The sequence below is a fragment of the Amycolatopsis sp. NPDC059657 genome (assembly GCF_042734395.1).
GTDB lineage: Bacteria > Actinomycetota > Actinomycetes > Mycobacteriales > Pseudonocardiaceae > Amycolatopsis.
This window is the reverse complement of sequence record NZ_JBHWEB010000040.1, coordinates 1-18798: the sequence shown is the minus strand read 5'-3', so window position 1 is coordinate 18798 and position 18798 is coordinate 1. Positions and strand designations below refer to the sequence as shown.

The 18798-nt window shown below is 69.7% G+C and carries 16 protein-coding genes; 6 read left to right on the top strand and 10 right to left on the bottom strand.

What is annotated here, in order from left to right; translation table 11 throughout:
* Positions 1-123: 123 nt before the first annotated feature.
* A complete protein-coding gene (locus ACFV15_RS22090; protein WP_378352439.1) occupies positions 124-1149 on the top strand; it encodes an LLM class flavin-dependent oxidoreductase in 1026 nt (341 codons plus the stop codon).
* Here the strand turns inward: ACFV15_RS22090 and ACFV15_RS22085 are convergent.
* From ACFV15_RS22085 to ACFV15_RS22055, 7 genes are all read right to left on the bottom strand, one after another.
* Complete coding sequence (locus ACFV15_RS22085) at positions 1146-1694, bottom strand: hypothetical protein (RefSeq protein ID WP_378352437.1); 549 nt, start codon at positions 1692-1694, stop codon at positions 1146-1148. The two genes, ACFV15_RS22090 and ACFV15_RS22085, sit on opposite strands and share 4 nt — an antisense overlap.
* Entirely contained in the window at positions 1691-3058 is a 1368-nt protein-coding gene (locus ACFV15_RS22080; protein WP_378352436.1) for a hypothetical protein, read from the bottom strand. The genes ACFV15_RS22085 and ACFV15_RS22080 overlap by 4 nt, the downstream gene beginning before the upstream one ends.
* Complete coding sequence (locus ACFV15_RS22075; protein ID WP_378352516.1) at positions 3052-3855, bottom strand: ABC transporter ATP-binding protein; 804 nt, start codon at positions 3853-3855, stop codon at positions 3052-3054. Before ACFV15_RS22075 ends, ACFV15_RS22080 begins: the two co-directional genes overlap by 7 nt.
* 13 nt (positions 3856-3868) lie before the next feature.
* Positions 3869-4633 carry a zf-HC2 domain-containing protein gene (locus ACFV15_RS22070; protein WP_378352434.1) on the bottom strand — a complete coding sequence of 255 codons (765 nt, stop codon included), beginning with the start codon at positions 4631-4633 and terminating at the stop codon, positions 3869-3871.
* Positions 4630-5151: an RNA polymerase sigma factor gene (locus ACFV15_RS22065; protein WP_378352433.1), complete on the bottom strand. Its 522-nt coding sequence runs from the start codon at positions 5149-5151 to the stop codon at positions 4630-4632. Before ACFV15_RS22065 ends, ACFV15_RS22070 begins: the two co-directional genes overlap by 4 nt.
* A 481-nt stretch (positions 5152-5632) precedes the next feature.
* Complete coding sequence (locus tag ACFV15_RS22060) at positions 5633-6562, bottom strand: MazG family protein (protein WP_378352431.1); 930 nt, start codon at positions 6560-6562, stop codon at positions 5633-5635.
* Positions 6559-7530 carry a SurA N-terminal domain-containing protein gene (locus ACFV15_RS22055; protein ID WP_378352430.1) on the bottom strand — a complete coding sequence of 324 codons (972 nt, stop codon included), beginning with the start codon at positions 7528-7530 and terminating at the stop codon, positions 6559-6561. Before ACFV15_RS22055 ends, ACFV15_RS22060 begins: the two co-directional genes overlap by 4 nt.
* Positions 7531-7614: 84 nt before the next feature.
* Between ACFV15_RS22055 and ACFV15_RS22050 the strand changes: the two genes are divergently transcribed.
* Both ACFV15_RS22050 and ACFV15_RS22045 read left to right on the top strand, forming a co-directional pair.
* A complete protein-coding gene (locus tag ACFV15_RS22050) occupies positions 7615-8025 on the top strand; it encodes a hypothetical protein (RefSeq protein WP_378352428.1) in 411 nt (136 codons plus the stop codon).
* Positions 8026-8144: 119 nt separating this feature from the next.
* Positions 8145-11003, top strand: coding sequence for a LuxR C-terminal-related transcriptional regulator (locus ACFV15_RS22045; protein ID WP_378352426.1), 2859 nt, complete (start codon positions 8145-8147; stop codon positions 11001-11003).
* A 62-nt stretch (positions 11004-11065) separates the two neighbouring features.
* Here ACFV15_RS22045 and ACFV15_RS22040 read toward each other — a convergent pair whose 3' ends face one another.
* On the bottom strand, positions 11066-11398 hold the full coding sequence (locus ACFV15_RS22040) for a hypothetical protein (RefSeq protein WP_378352425.1): 333 nt from the start codon (positions 11396-11398) through the stop codon (positions 11066-11068).
* A 401-nt stretch (positions 11399-11799) separates the two neighbouring features.
* Between ACFV15_RS22040 and ACFV15_RS22035 the strand changes: the two genes are divergently transcribed.
* Positions 11800-12381: an ArsR/SmtB family transcription factor gene (locus tag ACFV15_RS22035; protein WP_378352423.1), complete on the top strand. Its 582-nt coding sequence runs from the start codon at positions 11800-11802 to the stop codon at positions 12379-12381.
* 4 nt (positions 12382-12385) lie between these two features.
* Positions 12386-13117 (top strand): SRPBCC domain-containing protein, encoded by a 732-nt coding sequence (locus ACFV15_RS22030; protein ID WP_378352421.1) that lies wholly within the window; start codon positions 12386-12388, stop codon positions 13115-13117.
* A 318-nt stretch (positions 13118-13435) separates the two neighbouring features.
* Here ACFV15_RS22030 and mfd read toward each other — a convergent pair whose 3' ends face one another.
* Positions 13436-16975: a transcription-repair coupling factor gene (gene mfd / locus ACFV15_RS22025; protein ID WP_378352515.1), complete on the bottom strand. Its 3540-nt coding sequence runs from the start codon at positions 16973-16975 to the stop codon at positions 13436-13438.
* A gap of 24 nt (positions 16976-16999) precedes the next feature.
* Complete coding sequence (locus tag ACFV15_RS22020) at positions 17000-17923, bottom strand: LLM class flavin-dependent oxidoreductase (RefSeq protein WP_378352420.1); 924 nt, start codon at positions 17921-17923, stop codon at positions 17000-17002.
* Between ACFV15_RS22020 and ACFV15_RS22015 the strand changes: the two genes are divergently transcribed.
* Complete coding sequence (locus tag ACFV15_RS22015; RefSeq protein WP_378352418.1) at positions 17922-18746, top strand: helix-turn-helix domain-containing protein; 825 nt, start codon at positions 17922-17924, stop codon at positions 18744-18746. The two genes, ACFV15_RS22020 and ACFV15_RS22015, sit on opposite strands and share 2 nt — an antisense overlap.
* Positions 18747-18798: the final 52 nt, after the last annotated feature.

The following is an 18798-nucleotide window of genomic DNA, read 5'->3' as shown; positions in this document are numbered from 1 at the left end:
CCGCCCAACTGCGCGGCCCCGCCGGGGGGGCGCGTCGGCGGTTGGGGGGGGGCGGGCCTTCCCCCCACCTGGGGGGGGGGGGACTGGCCCCGGCCCGCGGGTATGCCGCAAACCACCACGGCCATGCAGCCGAAATTCGGGGTCTGGGCACTGGTTTACGGCTCGTGGGGCCCGTTCGACCATCCCGAGGATCCCGTCGACGCGTCGTGGGAACGCAACCGCGACCTGATCGTCGAGGCCGACCGGCTCGGGTTCGATTCGACGCTGATCGCGCAGCACGTCGTGAACCCGTTCGGCGATGAGCTCGATCAGCTCGAAACCTGGACGGCCGCGGCCGCGCTCGCCGCGCTGACCGAGCGCATCGAGATCATCGCGGCCATCAAGCCTTATCTCGTGCATCCCGTGGTACTCGCCAAGCAGGCTTCGCAGATCGGGCAGATCAGTGGCGGCCGGTTCGGGTTGAACCTGGTCAACGCCTGGTTCAAGCCCGAGCTGGAGAAGGCGGGCATCGCGTTCGCCGAGCACGACGAGCGGTACGCGTACGGGCGCGAGTGGATCACCGTCGTGCGCGAGCTGCTCGAAGGCAAGCGGACTTCCTTTGACGGCAAGTACTTCCGAGTCGAGGACTACCAGCTGAGGCCGGTCGCCGACCCGCGGCCGACGATCTACGTCGGCGGTGAGTCGGATCCGGCCAGGGCGCTTGTCGCGGACAAGGCCGATCTCTGGTTCATAAACGGCCAGCCACGCGAAGAAGTTGCGCGGCTTATCAAGGACGTAGCCGAGCGACCGCGCGACGGCGATCCCGTGCGCTTCGGGCTCTCAGGGTTTGTCATAGCCCGAGAAACCGACGAGGAAGCCGAAGCCGAACTCGCCGCGCTGTGGGAACTCGCCGAGGCGGGTAAGGCGCGCTGGGAATCGTTGGTGGCCAACGCCGATCCGAAGGCCGTCATGTTCCAGACGTTCGCGAAGTACCCGCACATCGGGACGAACGGTGGCACCGCCGCCGGTCTCGTCGGCAGTTACGAGACCGTTGAGCGGCGCATCCGTGAGTGGGTGGAACTGGGCATCGAGACGTTCATGCTCCAGTTCCAGCCCTTCGAACACGAGATGCGCCGCTTCGCCGAGCACATCATTCCGCGCTTCCGCTAACGACGGCAGCCGAACAACGTGTACGCCAAGCCGCCTGCGCACGCGCACACAATGGCCGTCACGGTGGCTGCCGGTGTGCCGGGCGGCTGCATCATCCAGGTCAGCACCTGATCGAGCGCTTCACTCGACGGCGGCACCACCATGGTCAGCGCCACCCAGCCGATCGGCAACGCCCACGCCGCCGTCGCCCCGAGCAGCGTCGCGCCCAGCGCGGCGAGGCCCGCGAGCCCGATCCCGTCCCTGAGCACGAACTCCGCGGGCGCGATCCGGGTCGCCAGCACCGCCGCGGTCACCACGGCCGCGATCACGATGAGGTGCGCCGCGCGCCGTGGCGGCCAGGCGATCGCGGCGGTCCGGTCCAGGCGCAGGTCCTGACCGCCCAGCCCGGTCGCCGCACCCGCGACCCCGAGCGCGGCGGCCAGTGCCGCGAGGCGCGGGCTGCCGTCCGGTTGTGCCAGCCAGCCGATCCCCGCGACCGCGACCAGTATCGCCGCGAAGGCGACCGGGATCTGGCGTGAGCGCGCGTAAAGCGTCAGCCACCTCATCGCGTCAGCTCGCCCAGCGGGTCACCTTCGCAGGACGCGGCGACGGTCCGCATGGCCTGGATCCGCGCGAGCTGCTCGTCGGCGGGCAACGTCCGCAGCTTCGCCCACGCGGGCTCGGCGAACTTGGCCGTCGCGCTTTCGGCCCAGTTCGCGCTGGGCAGCGGCTGCAGCTTCCCGAACACCCAGGCAGCGGAAACGGCCTGCGCCGCCCGTTCCCGGATGGCGCCCGGGCCACCGGACAGCGACGGGCGGAAACAAGTCCTGGTCCCGGCACCGGCGACGAGCCGCAGTGTCAGCTCGTCGGCGGTGGGTGTCTTGTCGCGGCGGAAGAACCCCATCTGGTCGAGGTCCATCCGCACCACGTCCGTCGATTCCGCGCCACGGCCCTGATGGGCCCGTGACACCTCATCCTCCACAATGGACTTGGGCGGGTCCGGCAGTTTCGCCAGCAGCCGCAACGCTTCCTGGCCGGGGCCGGTCAGCGCGGCGAGTTCGTGCTCGTGGATCTTCCGTACACACACGGTGTCCGAACAGACCAGCTCGATCGCGGATTTGTCCACTGTGGTCACATCGGCCGGGTACAACGGCACCGCGACGGCCGCGCCGAGCAGGACCGGCAGCACGGCCAGCAGCCGCTCACGCACGGAAGCCGCGGCGAGCACAAGGAAAGCCGTCGCCGCCATGCCCGCGAACCAGGCCAGCTGCGCCCCGGTCATCCTGCCGTCGACCACGGTGAAGACGTCCTGCGGCGTCGGCAGGGCAGGCGAGAGCACACCGAACCAGCGCGGCACGGCCCCGGCCGTCGCCGCGGCGGGTTCGGCCGCCGTGACGATCAGGGCCAGCAGCACCAGCGCGCTCACCGCGAGCACCGGCGGTGTCAGCGCGGAAGGCACCAGCCGCCCCAGCGCCGCTCCCAGCCACGCGCCCGCGATCAGCGCCAGCGCACCGACCAGCAGGACCGGCAGCCAGTCCCAGCTGAAGTAGCTGGTCGCGCCGATCACCTGCACGCCACCGACGAGGAACAGCGCCAGCCAGGCGGTGACCAGTCCGGCCGCGAGCGCCAGCAGCGGTTGCGAGACCCGCTGCCAGCGTGGCCGCGACGCCGTCGTCATCAGCTCCAGAACTCCGGATCGCTTGTCCCGCAAGCCTTGCAGCGCACCGGCGCCGATCGCGATGGGCCACAGGAACAGCAGCATGTACCGCAGCCAGGACGCCAAGGCCGTCCACTGGCGGAACCAGGCGACACTCGTCTTGCCCCACGGCCCGCTGAGCCCGTACAACACTCCGAGCGCGACGATCACCAGGACCGCGCCGAGCGCGAAGCCCAGGGAGCGGCGCAGTTCGATCCGGAACGCGATCACCACGCACCCGCTTTCCCGTGCCCGGCGAGCAGCGCCGAGTAGCCTCGTTCGATCGGGCTGTCGCCGACGTCGTCCGGCCCGCCCGCCGCCGCGAGCTGCGTTGGCGTGCCTTGGAAAACGAGCTTGCCCGACTCGAACAGCACGACGTCCGTGCAAGCGGCGGCGACGTCCTCGACCAGGTGCGTCGACACGAGCACGCAGCCGTCGACGCCGAGTTGCTGCAGCAGTTCGCGGAACTTCAGCCGCTGCGCGGGATCGAGCCCGGCCGTCGGCTCGTCGAGCAGGAGCACGCGCGGGTCGTTGACGATGGCCTGCGCGATGCCCGCGCGGCGCACCATGCCACCGGAGAGTGTCTTGAGCTTGTCGTCCGCGCGGTCAGCCAGCCCGACCCGCTCGACGGCCCGTTGCACCGCGCCGGGGACCTCTTTCTTGGGCACCTCTTTGAGCCACGCCATGTACTCGACGAACTCGCGGACGGTGAACCGCTTGTAGTAGCCGAACTCCTGCGGCAGATAGCCGATGTTCCGGCGCAGCTCGCGCAGGTCTACGCGTCCCCCGACGGACGCACCGAGCACCGAGAGCTCACCCTCGGTCGGCCGCAGCACGGTGGCGAGCGTCCGGATCAGCGTCGTCTTGCCCGCGCCGTTGGGCCCGAGCAGGCCGTGGACACCGGTGCCGAGCGACAGGTCGAGCCCGTCGACGGCCATCTTGCTCCGCCCGACCTTGACGCGCAGGCCCGTGGCCTGGACCTCCCAGGCGTATTTCGACGGCGCGACCTCCGCCGCGCCAACCGACCTCACCATGTCTCCCCTTTCAGCGTCCGAGCCGGGTGTAGACCTCGGACCTGGTCATCACGACCACCGCGCCGGCCAGCAGCGCGATTCCCCACGCGGGCACTCCGGCGGGTTCGAACACCACCGGCGCCCCTTCCCCGATCAAGCTCGGCCCGATCACCAAGGCCGTCCACAGGACCGCGATCACGATCGCCGCGCGCTGCACGCCGATCAGCCCGCCGAGCGCGAGTGTCCCCACGGTCACCGCGAGACACGGCAGCAGCCAGAGCGCGGGTGACTCCCCCGCGAGCCAGCCGAACAGCAACAGCGGCGGCAGCACCACGGCCAGCACCGCGAGCGTGCGCCGCAACACCAGAGAGAGCCCGGCGCGCGGCGTCGCGACGGTCAGCTCGTACGCCGGGTCCAGCCCCCGCGACCAGGCGGCGGCGACGCCGAGCACCGGCGCGACCGGGGCGACGAGCAGCACCGCGAAGGAGTCCGCCAGCGTCAGGTCGATCAGGAGCGCGACCGCGGTGACGAAGGTTGTCATCGCCAGCCACGGCACCATCGACGGCGACGCCCAGGTCGCCAGGCGACGCGCGCGGCGGACCTTGGCAGGCGGTGTGACCAGCTCGGGTTCGAGCGCGGACCAGACGGTGGCCAGCAGCGGGTCCGGCGTGAGCTTGGCGCGGCAGTCCGCGCAGTTCTCCAGATGCGCCTCGACGGCCCACAGCTGGTCACCGGGGATGTCCGGATCGCCGCTCGTGTAGCGGGCGAGGAGTGTTTCGGAGGCGTGGTCGCTCATGACAGTGCCTCTCGCATCGCGATTCGTGCCCGGCGGGCCCGGGTCTTGACGGTTCCTTCGGGGATGGCGAGCAGCACGGCGGTCTCACGGACGCTGAGCCCGTCGAGCACCATGGCCTGCAACACCTGCCGCAACTCCGGCGCGAGCGCTCCCAGCGCGTCACCGACCTCGTCACCGACCGTCGCCGCGAGTGCCTCCTCCTCGGCGGCAGGCGCGGTCCCGGCTCCGACCGGCAGCGGCTGCGCATGATGCGCCCGCCTGCGAAAAGCGTCGATCAGCCTGCGCGCCGCGATCGTCCACAACCACCCGACGGCATTCCCGCCGGCGGCCTCGGCGAACGCGCCGGCCGCCCGCCACACGGCGAGGTAGGTCTCCTGCATGACCTCGGCGACGATCTGGTCATCCGCGCACCGCCGCCGCAACCGGGTCAGCATCCACGGCGACGTCCGCCGATAGAGCTCCTCGAAGGCCCGGCGGTCGCCTTTCGCGACCGCCCGCACCAGCTGCGCTTCATCCACACCCGGCAAGACGCCCGCCCCACGCCCACGGTTCTCACCCGACAGTGTCTTACGTCACACCCACGGAGTGGTTCACGAGACTCCTCCGCGGCTTCAAGCTTCGCTCGCATGCCCAGACTGCCCGTTTTGTCGGTTTGCGTCCCTTTTGTCCAGCCCTGCGCTCACCCTGGACGACACAAACGCCACTTTTGCAACGCTCAGCGTTGCGAACGCCCCGTTCGCAACGTTCACCCCACCCAGAAGCCGGCCGAGGTGTCCGAAATGCGCGATTCATCCGAATTCGACCTCGCTCAGAACCGCCGAAGGTCGGCCCCAGCATCCGCCCCGACGAAAAACGCCCCCGCGGGTACTTAACCAACCCCCCGCCCGTCCCTGGGGGCTCCGCCCTGCACCAGCCTACCGGCCCCCACCGACGAAACCCGCCCGAAGCCCGGGTTGTCCACAACCAAAGCCGACTGTGGAAAACCCGCGAAAGCCCAGGTCAGGACGGTCGTGATGGCCAGAACCGCCGCCAGCCGTCGGCTTCGAGAGCACTCGGCTCGACTCCGGCGAGACGGGCCGCGTCCTCGGCGGCGCGCAGGTCGGCGGCGAACGACTTGGCCACGGCGCGCAGCTCACCCTCGGGATCGACACCGGCACGACGAGCCGTGGCCGCGATGCGGAAGAGCTGCTCGGCGGCAGAGGTTCCGCCGGGGAAGAGGTCCAGCGGAATGCCGGCGCGGCCTGAGCGCTGGCCGAGTTTGCCTGCCAGCGCGACCGCGGGCTGACCGAGTGCCACACCGTCCACGATGGACTGGCGGCGTTTTTCGGCCTGCTTGAGCTCTTCCCACTTCAGTTCCTGGTGCTCGGCCGTGTGCACGCGGTCCGCGCCCGCGAAGACGTTCGGGTGGCGGCCGACCAGCTTGCCGACCAGGTCGCGGGCGACGTCGTCGACGTCGAACGGGTCGGCCGGGTCCTCGGCGGCGACGCGCGCGTGGAACAGCACCTGCAGCAGGACGTCGCCGAGCTCCTCGCGCAGCGCGGCGCGGTCGCCGGTTTCGATCGCGTCGAGCAGCTCGTAGGTCTCCTCGACCAGGTACTGCCGCAGCGACTCGTGCGTCTGCGCCGCGTCCCACGGGCAGCCGCCCGGCGAACGCAGCCGGTCCATCACGGCGACGGCCTCGACCAGTGCGGGGGCCGATCCCTGCACCGGCACCTCGATGACACGCGAACCGGCCGCGATCATCGCCGCCGCTGACGGATCGGTGACGGAAGCGGTCAGCAGCACCACCGAACCGGTCAGCAGCTTGTCGACGTTCGGCGCGGGCTCCAGCCCGTCCGTCGGCACGGTCGAGTAGACCGCGTCCGCCGCGCGCACGGCGGCCAGCGCCTCGGCCGAGAGCACGCCGTCGCGCGTGAGGACAACGGTCACGGCTTCGGCGTGGTTCCGTTGATCGGCAGGATCTCGCCCTGGGTGGTGGCCTCGTTCTCGGCCAGCCCCATCGCGATCGGGTCCCACACGCCGTAGCGCGGGCTGATCTTCGCGTTCAGCTCGCCGAACGCGGGCTGCAGCATCCGCAGCCCGAACAGCGCGACCTGGTCACGCCCCGGCGCCTGCTGCGGGTCGACCGGAGCGGGCGCGCCGACCGCGCGGGCACGGACGACCACCACGACCCAGCTCACCTGCTGCGGGCTGAGCTGGAAGGTCAGCACGGAGTTCACAGGCGCGCCGAACACCGGGTACGCGCCCGGCTGCGACTGCGACGCGATCAACTTGAGGCCGAGCTGCGGCTGCTTGTCCTGCTTGATCTCGTTCGTCGCGACGTCCGGCGCGGACGCGAACAGCTTCGCCTTCGCGAAGGCCTTGTCACGGGCCGTCTTCGCGTCGACGGAACCAGCGGCGTCGTCGCCACCGATGCTCAGCGCGTCGATGGTGACGGTCTGGGTCGAGAACGACTTCTGGCCGATCTTCTCCTGCAGCAGCAGGTCGGTCAGCACCTGCGCGCGGTCGCGGACCCGCGAGACCAGCTCGGGCGCGACGTTGCCGGTCTCCCCCGCCTGCGCCATCGGCTCGGCCAGCGGGTCGTTCTGCATGGCCGCCGCCAGCTCGGCGGCGCTCACGGAGACGTTCTCCCGCTTCGCGACCAGCGCGGTCAGCTCATGCAGCACCTCCTGCCGGACCACTTCGCGCCCGAGCAGCGAGAGCTTGTGCTGCTGCGCCAGCTGCTGCGCCGCCGGCTGCTCTTTGACCGCTTTGTCGATGAGCCGCTGCACGTCGTCGACCGAAATCGTGCGCCCGTTGATGATCGCCGCGGCGCCGACCTGACTCGGCCCGGAACCACATCCGGCGAGCAGCAGGCATCCGGCAAGAACGGCGACCAGCGCACGCGGGCGCCCCATGATCCGTATCACAGGCCTTACCCTCTCATATCCCTTCCCCGGTAACGCAACATCGGCACGCCCGGCGCGCGTAGCCTGGAGCACATGGACCACTGGCTGTCCATCGAAGTCGGCAACGGCGCCTTCCCCGCGTCGGCCTGGAAGCGTGCCCACGGTGACGACCTCATCGAGGCGGCGCTGACCAACGGCGCGAAACAGTGGCTGTGGCACGACCACCGCCGAGGCGTGGTGCTGGAGATCGAGTTCAGCTCCGAGGAGGAGCGCGACCGCTTCCGCCACCTGCCCGCGGTGCGGGCGTCGCTCGACGCCGTCCCGGATCCCGAGAAGGGCCTCATCGTCTATCCCGGCCGCGGCGGCGGCTCCGGCTCGCGGGTGCCGCGCAGGCCCCGGCCACGGCCTTCGTCCGGCGCCGGCGCGCTGCCGGAGCCGAAGGAAGAGCTGACCATGGGACTGGCGTCCGCCGAACCGCCCAGCGGTTCGTTTCTCGCCGAATAAAGTTGGGGAAAACGCTTCCCGGACGGATCACTTCCCCATAACATTGACCTCTGTAATGCCATTCCCGCTCAGCGTGACGTCACCCGAGCACGCCCGAGAACAGAAGGGAATCGAGACGCGTGAGATCGATCGAAAGAAGTGATCCGCGCAACCTTACGGGTGGGAAAACGCAGATAGGGGTTGACCGGGGTGCGGAGCTGGACCAGGTCACGCACCTTTTGAGCGAGAGTGTCAGGTCGGTACCCGGAATTGGTTGCATTGAGGGAAGTATCGGTCTCGGTAAAACATCGGTACTCAGGGAAACCATCCGAACCGCAAAAGATTTCGGATTTCTCATACTGAGCTCGCGTGCTTCGGCCACCGAGACGGGTTTCGGACTCGGCGTTGTCACGCAGCTTTTCGAACCTTCATCGACGAATCCGATGAGTCCGCCGCCCGACAACGTCCTGTGCTGCGGCGAAGTCGGCTCGTGCCGTCATCAGGGTGAGCTCAGCGAGCAGCGGATCCTCCAAGGGCTGTACCGCGCGGTGCGCAGGCTGACCGAAACCTCACCCGTGCTGATCGCCGTCGACGACGTCGAGCACGCCGACCTGCCTTCGCTCAACTGGCTCGCGTACCTCCGCAGGCGCTTCGACGAACTGCCGGTCGCCGTGGTCGTCACCAGAGGCTCGGCGCACGACGACCACGACCCGGGACCGCTGCGCGAGATCATCAGCGGCGCCGTGCGGATCGGCCTCACCGGCCTCGGCCTCCAGGCGTGCGCGCGGATGCTCGTCTCGGCGTACGGCGGGCCGGTCGCGAACGAGTTCGCCGCCACCTGCCACGAGGTCACCGCAGGCAACCCGCACCTGCTGCGCGAGTTGCTGCGTGAACTGCGCGCCGCGAACCTGCCGCCGTCCGCGCGGACCGCCGCCGACCTGCTCGCCCACGCGCCCGCCGAGATCTCCCGCGAGATGCTCTCGCGACTGCGCCAAGGCGGTCCCGAGGCGCCGGAACTGTTCCGCGCCGTCGCCGTGCTGACCACGGCGAGCCTCGAGCTCGCGACGGCCGCCGCCGGGATTCCCCGTGAGAGCGCCGGGAAGGCCGCGCAGACCGCGGTCGGGCTCGGGCTGTGCACCCCCGGCGAACCGATCGCGCTCGCGCATCCGCTGGTCCGCGGCGCGGTCGTCAACGGGATGACCGCCGTCGAGCGCAGCCGGATCCACGCGCGCGCCGCCCAGTTCCTGCGCGAAGGGTTCGCGCCAGCCGGCCACATCGCCCGCTACCTGCTCGAAGCGGAACCGATCGGCGAGCCGTGGGCGCAGGCGTCGCTGCGCGAAGCCGCCGAACACGCGATGGCCGACGGCGCGCCCGTCGAAGCGATCCGCTACCTCAACCGGCTGCTGCGCGAGCCGCTGCCCGAGGACGTGCGCGGCGAGATCCTCGTCGAACTCGGCGAGGCGCAATGCCACGTCGACCCGCAAGCCGCGCTCGGCTATCTGACCAAGGCCGCGGACCAGAACATGGAGGCGCCGGCCGAGGGCCGCATGGCGCTCGCGCTGGCGTACGGGCTCGGCCAGCGCGAGATGCACGGCGAGGCCGTCTCCACCCTCGAGAACGCCATCACCAGGGTCGCCGTCGTCGACCCGGACCTGGCGCAACGCCTCGACCTCGCCGCGCTCTGCCTTGGCATGGAAGAGTCTTACGTCGCGCCCGCCGTCAAGGCGCGGCTGCAACGCCTGCTGACCACGCCGATGACCTCCGCGCGGAACGAGCGGCTGTTCACCGTCATCCGCGCGTTCCACACCAGCATGGTCGGCGGGCACGCGGGCACCGCGATGCGGCTGCTGCACGCGTCGGGCGCGGTGACCCCGCGCAAGTCCGGCGAGGGGAACGGGCGGCAGATCATCGACCAGTGGGGCTTCGCGTACGCGGTCGTCACGCTGCTCTCGCTCGACGAGCTCGAACTCGCGCGGCGGCTCTGCGCGGACGCGATCGCGAACACCGCCGAGCGCGACCTGCCGGTGGCGAGCGCGCTCATCCTGGGACTTCAATGCCATGTCGCGGGCAGGCTCGGCCTGTTCCGCGAGGCCGAAACCGCCGCGGTCACCTCGCTGAAACAGCTCGACAGCCTCGGCATCGAGCACGGCAGCAGCGTGATCGTCGCGGTGTCGGGCCTGGTCGCGGCGCTGATCGGGATGGGTGAGCTGCGGCGCGCCGCCGATCTGCTCGCCGAGCGCGGGCTCGACGACGAGCTGCCCGAGTTCTCGCACTACGACATGGCGCTGCACCAGCGCGGCAGGCTGCGCGCGGCACTCGGCGACGACGAAGGCGCGCTGCACGACCAGCTCGAGTGCGGACGGCTGATGGAGAACCGCGGCGCCCGCAACGCCGCCCAGCCGTGGCTGGGCGAGGCCGCGCTCGCCTACGCGCGCCTCGGTGACCGCGATTCCGCGATCGCGTTCGCTCAGGAACAATTGCAGATCGCACGCGACTGGGGAAAGCCGACGGAATTGGGAATCGCACTCCGCGTCGCCGGTTTGGTCACCGGTGGCGACACCGGAGCCGAATTACTTTCGGAATCCGTGGCCGCGCTGCAGCGTTCGCAGGCGAAAGCGGAATTGGCGCATTCTTTGGTCGAATGGGGCGTGAGCCTGCGTGACCGGGAGCGCCGGGCGGAGGCGTGCGCCTCGCTGCGCCGCGCACACGAGCTGGCGAAGGCCTCGAACGCGATCCCGCTCATGAGCAGGGCCGCGGCGGAGCTGCGGGCCGCGGGCGGCCGGTCGTCGCGGACGGGCCATTCGGACCCGACGACACTCACCGAGCAGGAGCAGCACGTGGCGTCGCGCGCCGCGCAGGGACTGACGAACCGGGAGATCGCGCAGGAGCTGTTCGTCAGCTCACGCGCGGTCGAGATGTACTTGACGCGGGCGTATCGCAAGCTCGGCATCCAAGGCAGGCGCCAGCTCACCGACGCGCTGAATTTCGTTGCGAGGTAACTGAAAGGTGTGGCACTGGAGCCCGGCGCCCCAGTGCCACACCTTCGTCAGAGCGGAGTGGATCAGGCGGCGACGACGAGGCCCGCGATCAGTTTGCCGTCGATCTTGGCGCAGACGGCCTTGACCTTCACGCCCACGCTGATGCCGACGCTGATCTGGGTCCGGCCGTCGACCACGACGTCGACCGTCGCGCCGCTGGAGAGCTTCAGCTGGAATCCGCCGCTCACGGTCGCGGACACGGTGCCGGTGTACGAGACGATGAGCTGCTCGGCGGAAGCGGTGGTGGCCGGGGCCGAGGAAGCGGGGGCGGCGATGGCCTGGCCACCGGCCAGCAGCAGGCCGGCGGAGACGAGACCGAGGACGGCACCGGCGACACGACGGTTGTTCGAGATCATTGCATTTCCTTCCACGAAACTACGGGTATCGGAGAATGAATGGGTACTGCGGGGGTTGTGAACCGCCGGCCTGCTTTGTTCCGCTGACTCGAAGTGTTAGTTGCTGTCAGGGACTTTCTGCTTGCCTCGGTGCACTGAAACCAATTTCGCGGATTTCCGGGCCGATGTAAAGACGTACGTCTTAAACGTTCGTTGTACCGAACTTGCGCCCGATTTGTACTAGTTCACTTCGGGCCCGCTCACCGATACCGTGCGTTATTTCCCGCAGCCGGCCTTCGCTTTGGTGAACCGCTTCGGTGTTCAGGGGACCGAAAGCAGGACCCGTTGCGGCCGAATGGCCCACCAAACCCGACAACTTCACGCTCCTTGACAAACGAACTTGTCGGTGCGACGGTGGTGCCATGTTCGAAGTGGCAGTGATCGATGATCCGGCCGCGGCCGAGGTCTCCCTTGATCCGATCCGGGCCCGGTTGCTGGCCGAACTGGCCGAGCCCGGTTCGGCCACCATGCTGGCCGCGAAGGTCGGCCTACCCCGGCAGAAGGTGAACTACCACCTCAAGACGCTGGAGAAGCACGGCCTGGTCGAGCTCGTCGAAGAGCGCCGCAAGGGCAACATGAACGAGCGCCTGCTCCAGGCCACCGCCGGCGCTTACGTGATCTCGCCGACCGCGCTCTCCGCCGTCCAGCCGGATCCCGCGCGCTCACCGGACCGGCTGTCGGCGAGCTGGCTGCTGGCCGTGGCCGCGCGCCTGGTCCGCGACGTCGGTGACCTCATCACCGGCGCGTCGAAGGCGGGCAAACGCGTCGCCACCTTCGCGCTGGACGGCGACGTCCGGTTCGCCTCCGCCGCCGACCGCGCGGCGTTCACCGAGGAGCTGGCCACCGCGGTCACCGCGCTGGTCGGCAAATACCACGACGAGAGCGCCGAGGGCGGGCGCGACCATCACCTCGTCATCGCCATCCACCCGAGTGTCAAGGAGTAGCCGTATGGGCCGCGAATTCGAGCTGGGCAAGGAAGTCGAACTCGAAGCCAGTCCCGAAGTCGTCTGGGACGCCATCGCCACCGGCCCCGGCATCGACTCGTGGTTCATGGGACCGCACACGGTCGAGCCGGGCATCGGCGGCAAGATGTCGATCGACCTCGGTGACTTCCACGACGAGTCCACGATCACGGCCTGGGATCCGCCGAAGCGGTTCGCCTACAAGACCGAGCCGGGCCCGGACGGCACGTTCCACGCGATGGAGTACCTCATCGAAGGCCGCGAGGGTGGGAGCACCGTACTTCGCTTCGTGCACAACGGTTTTCTGAGCGATGAGTGGGGCACCGAGTACGAGTCGCAGACCAGCCACGGCTGGGACATGTACCTGCACACTCTGGGCCAGTACGTGAAGTACTTCCCCGGCGAGCCGGGCACGTACGTCTTCGTCCAGGCACCCGAAACCACCGACGCCTGGGACAAACTCCTCGCCGGCCTCGGCCTCGAAGAGCCTTACGCCGCAGGCGATCCGGTCCACCTGACGCTCGACGGCCTGCCGCCCATCGACGGCGTGATCGACTTCGCGGTGCCCGGCTTCCGCGAACTGCTGGGCATCCGCGGCACGGAAGGCCTGTACCGCTTCCACGGCGGCGGCCCGTCGATCGGGCTCGGTCACCACGCTTTCGGCGAACCGCACGCCGAAGCGTGGCAATCCTGGGCTGAGCGCACGTTCAGGTCGTGAGTGTCGCCGACGGTTATGGTGAAGGGAGCCTTCACCACGCTATGCGTCAGGGTCCCGGCAAAGTCGGCTTCGCGCATGCGTGAAATATCCACAAAGGACTTATGTCGACGCCTTCTGTCCTAAAATGTCGTCTTTATCCGATTTTTGGCTGGACCGGACGGAACGAACGGGGCGTATGTGTCGCTCAGCGTTGCATAAGTGGCGTTTGTGCGTCGCTAGGCCAGCGCCCGGGCGAGCCGAGCATGGAGCGAAAGGACGAATCTGGACACTGAGTGGCCAGATTCCTCCTTTCGCGAAGATCAACTCGCGAGGCCTGGGTTAGGAGACGGGTGCCGGTGACTTGGTGAGCTGGGTCAACAGCTTGGCGCACCAGGACAACAGCTCTTCGTCGCGCAGGGCGGGCGCGCCCATGCGGCCGCCCGCCGGGCCCTCGGTCGGCTTGGGGACCGACACCGTCTTCGTGATCGCCTTGTAGAGCGCCTTCGGATAGAGCCGCTTGAGACGGACCAGCTGCGAGTCCATCAACGGCAGCGGGGCGAAGCGGATGGTGTTGCCCTGGACGGCGACCTCCGTGACGCCCGCCGCACGGCAGGTGTGGCGGAACGCCGCGACCGAGAGGAGACGGGTGACCGGGGCCGGGGGCTGGCCGTAGCGGTCGACCAGTTCTTCGCGGACCGCGTCGAGGCCGTCGGCGTCGGGGGCGGCCGCGATCTTGCGGTATGCCTCGAGGCGGAGGCGCTCGCCGGGGACGTAGTCGTGCGGGATGTGGGCGTCGATGGGCAGGTCCACGCGGACTTCGGCGAGTTCCTCGTCTTCGGCGGGCTCGGCGCCGGCGTGGCGGCGGAAGACGTCGACGGCCTCGCCGACCAGGCGGATGTAGAGGTCGAAGCCGACGCCCGCGATGTGACCCGACTGCTCGGCGCCCAGGATGTTGCCCGCGCCGCGGATCTCCAGGTCCTTCATCGCGACAGCCATACCCGCGCCCAGCTCGGTGTTCTGGGCGATCGTGGCGAGCCGGTCGTGCGCGGTCTCGGTCAACGGGGCCTCGGGCGGGTACAGGAAATACGCGTACCCGCGCTCGCGGCCACGGCCGACACGGCCGCGGAGCTGGTGCAGCTGCGCGAGCCCGAGCAGGTCACCGCGCTCGACCAGCAGCGTGTTGGCGTTCGAGATGTCCAGGCCGGTCTCGACGATCGTCGTGCAGACGAGGACGTCGTACTCGTTCTCCCAGAAGCCCTGGATGATCTTTTCGAGCTTGTCCTCGTTCATCTGGCCGTGCGCGGTGACGACACGGGCCTCCGGCACGAGCTCGCGGATGCGCTTCGCGGCCTTCTCGATCGACGAAACCCGGTTGTGCACATAGAAAACCTGGCCGTCGCGCAGCAGCTCGCGGCGGATGGCAGCGCCGACCTGCTTGTCGTCGTACGCGCCGACGTAGGTCAGGATCGGGTGCCTGTCCTCCGGCGGGGTGAGGATGGTGGACATCTCGCGGATGCCTGCCAGCGACATCTCCAGCGTGCGCGGGATCGGGGTGGCCGACATGGTCAGCACGTCGACGTGCGTGCGCAGCGCCTTGATGTGCTCCTTGTGCTCGACGCCGAACCGCTGCTCCTCGTCGACGATCACCAGTCCGAGGTCCTTGTAGCGGATTCCGGTCTGCAGCAGGCGATGCGTGCCGATGACGATGTCCACGTCACCGTCGGCGAGGCCCTGCAGCGTACCGTCCACTTCGGACTTGTCGGTGAACCGCGACAGGCCCTTGATGGTCACCGGGAACGACTGCATACGCTCGGAGAACGTGCTCAGGTGCTGCTGCGCGAGCAGCGTGGTCGGCACCAGCACGACGACCTGCTTGCCGTCCTGCACCGCCTTGAACGCCGCGCGCACCGCGATCTCGGTCTTGCCGTAGCCGACGTCACCGCAGATGACGCGGTCCATCGGGACACCGCGCTCCATGTCGGCCTTGACCTCGTCGATCGCGGCGAGCTGATCGTTGGTCTCCTGGAAGGGGAACGCGTCTTCCAGCTCGTTCTGCCATGGCGTGTCGGCGGCGAAGGGATGCCCTGGAGCCGCTTGGCGTGCCGCGTACAGCTGCACCAGCTCGGCGGCGATCTCCTTGACCGCCTTCTTGGCCTTGGCCTTGGTGTTCTTCCAGTCCGAGCCGCCGAGTTTGTTCAGCGTCGGCAGCTCGCCGCCGACATAACGGGAGACCTCGTCGAGCTGGTCGGTCGGGACGAACAGCCGGTCGCCGGGATGCCCGCGCTTCGACGACGCGTACTCCAGCAGGAGGTACTCACGCGTCGCGCCGGCGACCGTGCGCTGCACCATCTCCACGAACCGGCCGATGCCGTGCTGGTCGTGCACGACGTAGTCGCCTGCCTTCAACGCCAGCGGGTCGACCGCGTTGCGGCGCCGCGACGGCATCTTGGCGTTCAATTCCCTGGTGGACGCCCCGGCCGAGGCGCCGCGCCCGGTCAGGTCCGACTCGCTGAGCACGACCAGCGCCAGCTCCGGCGAGACGAAACCGTCCGACAGCGCGCCGCAGGTCACCGTCACCACGCCCGGCGCGGGCGCGGAGGTGAGCCCGTCCACCAGCGCGGCGGGCACCTCGGCCGCCGCGAACTGCTCGACCGCGCGAGCCGCCGTGCCGTGCCCGGCGACCACGACCACGCAGGTGCCACCCGCCGCGACGTGCGCGCGGATGTCGGTCATCGCCCGCTCCAGCTCGCCCCGGTAACCCGGCGCGGCCTCGATGGCGACCTGGTAGACGTCCTCATGGGTCAGCTGCGACAGCGACCACCAGGACCGTTTGGTCTCCTGTGCGTGCGCGGCGACCTCCGCGAGGTCGCGGTACGCCGACGCGCCGAGGTCGATCGGGGCCTGGCCGCCGCCTGCGGCCGTGGTCCACGACGCCTCCAGGAACTCCTGCCCGGTGCGCACCAGGTCGTGCGCACGCGCGCGGATCTTTTCGGGATCCGCGAGCAGGACGTGCGTGCCGACCGGCATCGCGTCGGTGAGCAGCTCCAGCTCACCTTCGCAGAGCACCGGGATGAGCGCTTCCATGCCCTCGCAAGGGATTCCCTCGGCGAGCTTGTTCAGCATCTCGGCGAGCTGCGCGTCCGCCGCGTACGTTTCGGCGAGCACGGCCGCCGTCTTCTTCACCGACGGGGTGAGCAGCAGCTCACGGCACGGCGGCGCGGTGACCCGCGCGATCTCGCCGGGCAGCGAACGCTGGTCGGACACCGCGAACGCGCGGATCTCGCTGACCTCGTCGCCCCAGAACTCGATGCGGACCGGGTGCTGCGCCGTCGGCCCGAACAGGTCGAGAATGCCGCCGCGCACCGCGAACTCGCCGCGCTTCTCGACCATGTCGACGCGGGTGTAAGCCAGCTCGACCAGCCGCTCCAGCAGCCCTTCGAAGCTCTGCTCCTTGCCGACCACCAGGTCGACCGGCGCGAGCGAACCGAGTCCGGGAGCCATCGGCTGGATCAGGCTGCGGACGGTCGAGACGACCACCTTGAGGTCGCCGGCGCCCTCGTGCAGCCGGTGCAGCACCTCGAGCCTGCGCCCGACCGTGTCCGCGCGCGGGGACAGCCGCTCGTGCGGCAGCGTCTCCCACGACGGGAAGTCGGCCACCGCGCCTGCGCCGAGGAACGCCGACAGCGCGGCCGTGAGCTCGTCGGCCTCGCGGCCGGTCGCGGTGACCACGAGCACCGGTTTGCCCTCGGCGGCGAGCGCGGCCGCGACGAGCTGGCGGGTGGCGACCGAGCCCTGCAGTTCGAGCAGCGGCGCACCCGCCCGCTCGATCACTCCGCGCAGCGCGGGATCGGGAAGGATGGCGGAAAGAAGTCCGGACAATGGAGCGTTTGTCACCGGACCAGACTACGGCGCGGGTACGACAGTTCGCGGAACAGCCTCGATGACCAGCGGAAGCTGCGCCGCCTGGACGTCGGGGTCGGCGCTCGCGATCCGGATCGGGATATGCGTCGCGCCCGCGTCCACGAACTCCCGCATTCGCGCGGCGACCTGCTCACGGCTGCCCGTGATCAGCACCTGCAACCCCTGGATGAACTCCAGCGGCACGCCGTAGTTCCGCGCGGCGAAATCTTCCAGCGCACGCCGCGCGAGCTCCGGGTCCTCCTCGACGTAGACCGTCGCGAACAGCGCGCCGGTGATCGGCCGGTCCTTGCGCGCGACAGCCAGCCCGCGTGCGTAGTCGGCCACGTCCGGCGGATACGGCAACCAGCCGTCATAAAGCCGTCCGACACGGTCCAGCACGGGTGGCGTGAACCCGGCCGCCAGCCAGATCGGCGGGCCGCCGTCCTGATGCGGCGCCATGAATTCAGGCAGCGTGTCGTAGCGCAGGACCCTGCCGTGGAACGACCGCGCGCCGCGCCAGATCTCCTTCCACAGCGCGACGATGTCGTCGAGCCTGGCGTTGCGTGCCCGCCAAGGGACTCCGGCGAACGCGAACTCCGGCTCGCTGCGCCCGGGAAAACCGCCGCCGACGGCGAGCGTCACCCTGCCACCCGAAAGCAGGTCGAGCGAGGTGATCGCGTTCGCGGTCAGCACGGGGTCGCGCAGCGCGGCGAGCATGGCCGCGGTGCCGAGGGTGACCCGCTCGGTGACGCCCGCGAGGGTGGCGAGCAGGGTGAGCGCGTCGATCGGCGCCTTCGCGAGCGTGTCACCGACCCACAGCGAGTCGAGGCCGAGGCGTTCGGCCTCGGCGCCGAGTTCGACGATTTGGCGAGGGCTGCCGGTGAACGACTGGTAGGTGGGAAGAACCAGGCCGAATTTCGTGTTCATGGTGCGAGATCGTGCTTGGCTGCACGGGCACGCTCAATTCCCTGGAAGGTATGACGCGGCGGAGACTTTCGCGGTCGCGTTGCGCGACTGGCGCACGCGCAGGCGGCTCAGCCAGCTGGAACTCGCGTTGCGCGCGGGGACGACCCAGCGGCACGTGAGTTTCATGGAACGCGGCCGCTCGGTGCCCGGCCGCGGCATGGTCGTGCGCGTCGCCGAGTCGCTCGAACTGCCACTGCGCGAGCGCAACGGCCTGCTGCTCGCGGCGGGCTACGCGCCGAGCTACCCCGAGACGACGCTCGACGATCCACGCCTGCGCCCGGTCCTCGACGGGATGCAGCGCCTGCTCGACGGGCACCGGCCGTACCCGGCGATCGTGGTCGACAAGTACGGCACGCTCGTCGCGCACAACGACCAGTTCACCGTGCTCACCGAAGGCGTCGACCCCGACCTGCTGCGCGCGCCGTGCAACGTGCTGCGGCTGGCGTTGCATCCGCGCGGGATGGCGCCGCGGATCCACAATCTCGACGACTGGGCCAGGCACATCCTCGAACGGCTCACCCAGGAGATCGCGCGCACCCCCGACGACCGGCTGTCCGCGCTGCTGGCCGAACTCGAAGGCTATGTGCCCGCGCCGGGTGAGCCGCCGGACGGGCATCTCGGGTTCGCGGTGCCGGTGCGGCTGTCGTCCAGCCTCGGCGATTTGCGGCTGCTGACGGCCATCACGACCTTCGCGACGGCCGTCGACGTGACCATCTCGGAGCTGAAGCTGGAAACCTTCCTGCCCGCCGACGACGCCACGGCGGCCGCGCTCGCCGGGCCGTGAGGGTGCCCGGCCGGGGGTCGTGAGCGTTGCGGGCGGTTCTGACCGCCCGCAA

Bases quoted from the DNA above. Each gene is read 5' to 3' on its own strand.
- ACFV15_RS22090 (WP_378352439.1), top strand. From the start codon at position 124: ATGCAGCCGAAATTCGGGGTCTGGGCACTGGTTTACGGCTCGTGGGGC.
- ACFV15_RS22085 (WP_378352437.1), bottom strand. From the start codon at position 1,694: ATGAGGTGGCTGACGCTTTACGCGCGCTCACGCCAGATCCCGGTCGCC.
- ACFV15_RS22070 (WP_378352434.1), bottom strand. From the start codon at position 4,633: ATGAGCGACCACGCCTCCGAAACACTCCTCGCCCGCTACACGAGCGGC.
- ACFV15_RS22055 (WP_378352430.1), bottom strand. From the start codon at position 7,530: ATGGGGCGCCCGCGTGCGCTGGTCGCCGTTCTTGCCGGATGCCTGCTG.
- ACFV15_RS22050 (WP_378352428.1), top strand. From the start codon at position 7,615: ATGGACCACTGGCTGTCCATCGAAGTCGGCAACGGCGCCTTCCCCGCG.
- ACFV15_RS22040 (WP_378352425.1), bottom strand. From the start codon at position 11,398: ATGATCTCGAACAACCGTCGTGTCGCCGGTGCCGTCCTCGGTCTCGTC.
- ACFV15_RS22035 (WP_378352423.1), top strand. From the start codon at position 11,800: ATGTTCGAAGTGGCAGTGATCGATGATCCGGCCGCGGCCGAGGTCTCC.
- ACFV15_RS22030 (WP_378352421.1), top strand. From the start codon at position 12,386: ATGGGCCGCGAATTCGAGCTGGGCAAGGAAGTCGAACTCGAAGCCAGT.
- ACFV15_RS22015 (WP_378352418.1), top strand. From the start codon at position 17,922: ATGGTGCGAGATCGTGCTTGGCTGCACGGGCACGCTCAATTCCCTGGA.
- ACFV15_RS22020 (WP_378352420.1), bottom strand. From the start codon at position 17,923: ATGAACACGAAATTCGGCCTGGTTCTTCCCACCTACCAGTCGTTCACC.